The organism is Thermogemmatispora sp. (assembly GCF_019683755.1).
Taxonomy (GTDB): Bacteria; Chloroflexota; Ktedonobacteria; order Ktedonobacterales; family Ktedonobacteraceae; genus Thermogemmatispora.
This window is the reverse complement of sequence record NZ_JADGHT010000298.1, coordinates 1-5887: the sequence shown is the minus strand read 5'-3', so window position 1 is coordinate 5887 and position 5887 is coordinate 1. Positions and strand designations below refer to the sequence as shown.

The 5887-nt window shown below is 59.8% G+C and carries 4 protein-coding genes; all 4 read right to left on the bottom strand.

What is annotated here, in order from left to right; translation table 11 throughout:
- Positions 1-310: 310 nt before the first annotated feature.
- Complete coding sequence (gene ilvA / locus IRZ24_RS15835) at positions 311-1636, bottom strand: threonine ammonia-lyase (RefSeq protein ID WP_297166067.1); 1326 nt, start codon at positions 1634-1636, stop codon at positions 311-313.
- Positions 1637-2163: 527 nt separating this feature from the next.
- Positions 2164-4011: a R3H domain-containing nucleic acid-binding protein gene (locus tag IRZ24_RS15830; RefSeq protein ID WP_297166064.1), complete on the bottom strand. Its 1848-nt coding sequence runs from the start codon at positions 4009-4011 to the stop codon at positions 2164-2166.
- Between the two features lie 11 nt (positions 4012-4022).
- On the bottom strand, positions 4023-5144 hold the full coding sequence (locus IRZ24_RS15825) for a hypothetical protein (RefSeq protein WP_297166062.1): 1122 nt from the start codon (positions 5142-5144) through the stop codon (positions 4023-4025).
- Positions 5145-5429: 285 nt separating this feature from the next.
- A partial coding sequence (pdxT, locus tag IRZ24_RS15820; protein WP_297166060.1) for a pyridoxal 5'-phosphate synthase glutaminase subunit PdxT occupies positions 5430-5887 on the bottom strand: 458 nt, incomplete at its 5' end.

The following is a 5887-nucleotide window of genomic DNA, read 5'->3' as shown; positions in this document are numbered from 1 at the left end:
CCGCTAACTAGAAACTAAAGGAAGAAGAGAGTAGATGAAGGCGAAAAGATCCCCTAAACCAGTCAATATGCCAGTCCCCCTAGAACCTCACAGGCTTTCAGCTATGCTTCCACCCCTAGCCCGCCGCTCCACCATCACTGACACCAGCCCCCAGAGGAGAGGCCATAGATAGACCAGCAGACAGAATGTCCCTCGCCACATCCATAAGAGTAGAACGCAGCATGAAGGACATTCCGGAGGAGAAAATCTGGAAGGTCACGGACCAAACGAAGAAACTGGCTACTGCCCCAGCGCTCACCGTCCCCCCGGCCTAATCCAGCGACTGCGCTTCTTCCACTACATAGCCAGCAGCACGCAAGCGCTGTAGGAGCTGCTCACACTGGGCCCGGTCGCGCGTTTCCAGCGTCAGGGTCTCCTCTCGTTGCATAATTGGCAAGTGACTGGATATACGCTGGTGCCTGACGTCGATAACATTAATACGCATATCAGCGATAATGCTCAGGAAACGCATCAGCTCGCCGGGGCGATCTTCCAAGCGGGTATGAATCACAAAGTAGCGACCGGCAGCGGCCAGGCCATGCTCGATAAAGCGGCCAACAAGGTTGATATCGATATTGCCGCCAGTGAGAGGAACTAGCACCTTTTTGCCAGGCAGCTTCACCGTACCACTCAGCAGGGCTGCCACGCCGACGGCACCCGCCCCCTCGACCAGCATCTTGCAGCGCTCCATCAAGAAGAGCACTGCGCTGATAATGGCCTCGTCATCGACCAGCACGACCTCATCGACCAGGCGTTGAATGACCGAGAAGGTCAGCTCGCCAGGACGCTTCACGGCAATGCCATCGGCCACCGTCGTGATCGAAGGCAGCTCCAACGGTCGACCTGCATCTAGCGAGCTGCGGCAGCTCGGAGCACCAGCGGCCTGCACACCGATAATCGTAATATTGGGGCGCAAAGCGCGGGCGGCAATAGCAATGCCCGCAATCAGACCGCCACCGCCAATAGGGACCAGAATCGCATCGGCATCGGGGAGATCACTCAGCATCTCCAGGCCGAGCGTTCCCTGACCGGCAATGATATCAGGATCGTCAAAGGCATGGATAAAGGTCGCTCCTGTCTGCTCCTGCAGCTCCAGACAGCGCTGATAAGCATCATCGTAGGTGAAGCCATGTAGAACCACTTCAGCCCCATACCCTTGAGTCGCCATTACCTTTGCCAGCGGCGCGGTCTCCGGCATTACAATCGTACAGGGGATCTTATGCTGAGCCGCCGCGATGGCCACACCCTGGGCATGGTTACCGGCGGATGCCGCAATCACACCGCGCTGATAGTCCTGCTCGCTCAGACGCGAGAGCTTATAGCTGGCGCCTCGCACCTTAAACGAGCCGGAGCGCTGCATATTCTCGGCTTTCAAATAGACTTCCGCCCCAGTCATCTCCCGGAGCGTACGTGAGGGGGTTAACGGAGTGTGATGTAGTAGCGGTTTGAGAAGCTTATAAGCCTCCCAGATATCGGCGATCGTCACGGGGAGAACTGTAGAGGACGACAGGACAGCAGCAGGAGTGGTTGAAGGCGTTCCTCCCCTCTCTGCAGGCTCGCCGGTACCGGTGGCATGATCATCATTCACAACACGCATAGGTGGCATAGTCCTTTCGCAGAATATTGAACCTGACCACAGCACTGTGGCTGGCGCCTTTCTTCCCTCGCTGCCTTCCATCCTCTCCTCCTCCCTTCGCCTCTGCCCTCAGCGCGGCGCTGCGCCGGAGCGGATCGGCTGTTTTCTCTCCTCCCTTACGAACTGGGCTCAACCTCATCAGACTTAGCGATCTGCCTGCTTCCTGTCACCTATTGACGGGCCAGGCTCGCATGCCACGCGTTTTCCTCCGTTGAATTGGGGCTATTATAGCGCAGCGGTAGCGTGAAGCGCAAGAGGATAAGGAGAGAGGAAAGCCGAGCCTGCCCAGGCCTGTTTGTGTTTGAGTCAGTAAATTCCAGCGGTACGGATTGGACTGGGAACGCACTACGGCGCGGCAGAGGGCGGATCATCATCGCTGCGCCTGGCTCAGACAGCGCCGACCTGTCCGAGCTGCTCGCCGGTTCGATGGCGCAAAGGCAAGCGCGCGAGATGAGCGGTCGCCATACCGCGCCGTTGCAGACTTGCTGTTAGCTACGGAAGATCTTCACGCGTCGATTTGGCTCCTTTCCCCGACTGCGCGAGAGCAAGTTATAGCGGCTGGCAAGCTGATGCTGCAGCCGGCGCACATAGGCATTAGCCGGGGCCAGCTCTGCGGCGGTCAGCCCATTATTGAGCAAACGATGAATAGCATCTTCCGCCTCGAGGAGAGCGCGCCGTGTCTCCTCATCGTGAGCCAGGCCAGCTAACGAGCCAGAGGCCTCGGAGCCTGCTTCATCGTCCTCCTCCTCGGGGAGAGCAAAGATGCGCGCCAGGGCATGCTGCATCTGCGCTACCGTATTATTTTTCAGAATAATAATGGTCTTCTGATTATCGGCAGCTTGCTGCAAGCGCTCAGGCTGGCGTCGGTAGTAATTCTTGAGCGTGATGATGGCATTGGCCTCATGCTCATTCTTGGTGATGATCACCGGGACCCCGAGTTGGCGGGCGGCCTGCTCCAAGCGATCGCGATTGACCCCGAAGGGATAGATCCGGATCGGCTTGGGAGGAGAGGGAGCAACGGCCTCCTGTGCCTCCTCACCGGTCAGCGTCTCCTCAGCGGCCAAAGCCGGCGCGGTATTGCTGAGCGTCACCAGGCCGGATGGCGAGCGGCGGAGATTAGCCGTTAGACCGCCGGGCGCGAGCGTTGGCAGCGAGAGCTGGCCATTGCGGCGCCCAGAGTCAACCGTGGCGGCGTCGCGCCAGGTCACCTGGCCGATTTGGCGCAGACTGCTCCAGCCGCCCGCCGAGCGTTCGAAAGGGAGATATCCCCCCTGGCGTCCGGCCAGCGAGCCAGAGCCGCCGCCCCAGGCAGGCAACTCCATGCCGCCGATCGTTACACGGCGCACCGACACTCGCCCGGTTTCCTCATCGCGCGTCCGCACCTCGGCAATGACCGGCTGGCCCCGCAGCAGGTTATCCACCGTTTCCGCAACATCGCGATGGACGATCAGCTCCTGCCAGCTTTGCTGCTCCACCACCACATCGAAGGTAGGGGGAGCCTTGCGCTCCAGGATACTCTTCTGCGTATGGCGCCGGCGAGCCTCCTCATCGCCGAGCGTCACCGTCTGGATACCGCCCACCAGGTCGGACAGGGTTGGGTTGACCAGCAAGTTACTCAACGAATTGCCGTGCGCCGTTGCGATTAGCTGGACCCCACGCTCTGCAATAGTTCGCGCCGCCTGCGCTTCCAGCTCCGTACCGATCTCGTCGATCACGATCACCTGGGGCATATGGTTTTCCACAGCCTCGATCATGACCGCATGTTGCATCGAGGTATGAGCTACCTGCATGCGTCGTGCGCGCCCGATGCCGGGATGAGGGATATCGCCATCGCCGGCGATCTCGTTCGAGGTATCGACCACAACCACCCGCTTATTGGCCTCATCGGCCAGCACACGCGCGATCTCGCGCAGCAGTGTTGTCTTGCCTACGCCCGGGCGACCAAGGATCAGAATCGACTGGCCCTGCTCAACGATATCGCGGATCAGCGCAATGCTCCCCAGCACCGCGCGGCCAATGCGGCAGGTCAGGCCTACCACGCGGCCTTTCCGATTGCGCAAGGCACTGATGCGGTGCAGCGTGCGCTCGATGCCAGCGCGATTATCGTCGCCGAACTCACCGATGCGCTCAACGACATACTCGAGGTCGGCATAGGTGATGGGCTGGTCGCTCAGGATCACCTCTCCATCCGGGAAGCGGGCCTCGGGCAGGCGCCCCAGGTCCATCACGATCTCTAGCAGCTCACCGCGGTTCTCCAGGCGGTCGACCGCTTCGTGGATGCTGGGAGGAAGAGCCTCCAGCAGAGCCTCCAGATCGTCAGTGATCGCATTGTGCATAGACAGTTTACTCACCTCATAGTCTGGCGTGAGTTGGCCGTACCCAGGCCCTTCACGCCGTAGATTACTCGTTGTTCTAATGCAGGAACGACGCGCTGTCTCACAGCCAGATAGGCCATGTGGCGCACAAGCAAGACTCTGGTGGTTTTTGGCGCAAAGCCGCAGGTGCGCAGGGCATTGATCACAGCCCCCTCATACTCGCGCACCTGGCAATAGATCGGACGTCTGTCGCTCGCCAGCAGGCGCTGGCAGGCGAAGCGTACGAGTGGCTCGGCCAGATCGGCATACTCTGGGTGAACAATCAGCGAGAGCTGATGCGGTCGTGTGCCACGTCCCCGACGGAGCTGGAGCCAGGCGCCAAGGCGGACCCCCATGTCACAGACGTAGGTTTCGCACCGGCGTCCAAGCGGCAGGAGACCTGTGCGCTGGGAGCCAACGAGCAAGCGTGCGTATTCCTCGCTATTCTCTAGCAGCTCGGCCATCTGCACGCGCTGAGGTGTGACAGCTCGATAGAGCTGGTGCAGTCCCCAGACATGATGGCGGCTCCAGCGCTGTAAGGAGGTCAACGCCTGCAAGCGCTCGGCAGGAGCCAGGCTCAGGGCCAGCCCCGAATAGGGCTGCCGATCACTGGGTGAGACCCTGATCTCAGAATCGGCCTCTATTTCATCGCCCAGTCCGTAGACATAGGTAAATTCGCGCGCATAGCGCTGGAAGCCGCTGCGGGCAAACAGCTCCAGCTCCGGCAGTGACTCCTCTACTCTGGCGAAGACGCGTAGCACGCCGTGGGAGGCAGCCATCTCCAATACATAGTCGAGCAGAGCAGTGAGAACGTCCTCGCCGGAGAAGGCACTTTGGAGCATCGAGGCCAGATAGGTCAGCTCCCACATCGTTCCCGATGGGCGCTCGCGTACCTGGGCGAATCCAAGGATGCGCCAGCGATCTTCACACAGCCAGGTACGTGCTACCGGATCGAGAGGAAAGATATTGCGCAGGAGAGGAGGCCATGAAGCACGGTGCTCTACCGGTTCCAGCCAGCACACGAAGTTCGCCAGTGCGCGCTGTCGCATGCGGGCGCGCCGATCTAATGCGTAGATGATTCCCGGTAGGTCAACATAGGGTACCGGTCGTATCATCAGTGCTCCTGCGCCAAGCAGAGGCAGATCCTTACACTTCGTCCACGCTTAGTGGTCGTGCCAGGCTTCACCAACCGGGTCATTCCAGACGCAGCCAGCCAGCGCTAGGCCTCTTGCAGGAAGTGGACTGTACTCTGACCGCTTAGCTCCGTCTATCCAATCCTGCCGCACAGCCTGTTCCAAGCGACTTGGCGACCTGCTCACTAAGTCAGCAGGTCGTTGCGTTGCTCACCTCTGGCCAGGAACGGGTAACGAGACTGAGCGCCTGGTCACGTCGCCACGCCTCTACTTCCGAACGCTCTGTACTAGGCGGAGAAAGTAATGATGGAATCGCGGATCTCTGGAAACCTCCGGGTGAAAAGCGGTACCCAGCCGGTTGCCTTCGCGGACAGCGACGATGGTTCCATCATCGAGCGTTGCCAGCACCTCGACCCCTGGGCCTACCTCAGTAATGGCCGGCCCCCGAATGAAAAAGGCATGAAATGGTGTTTCACCGAGCACGGGTATCGACAGATCAGTTTCAAAACTTTCCCGCTGACTACCGAACGCATTGCGACGGACAGTGATATTCATTACGGCCAGCAGCGGCTGACCTTCCAGAGCGTTGTCCGTCTTTTTGGCCAACAGTATCAAGCCGGCGCAGGTTCCCCAGACAGGGAGTCCCTGCTCAATTAAGCTTTTCAATGGCCTATCAAGGCCATAATCAACCATAAGCTTGCCAATAGTAGTGCTCTCTCCACCGG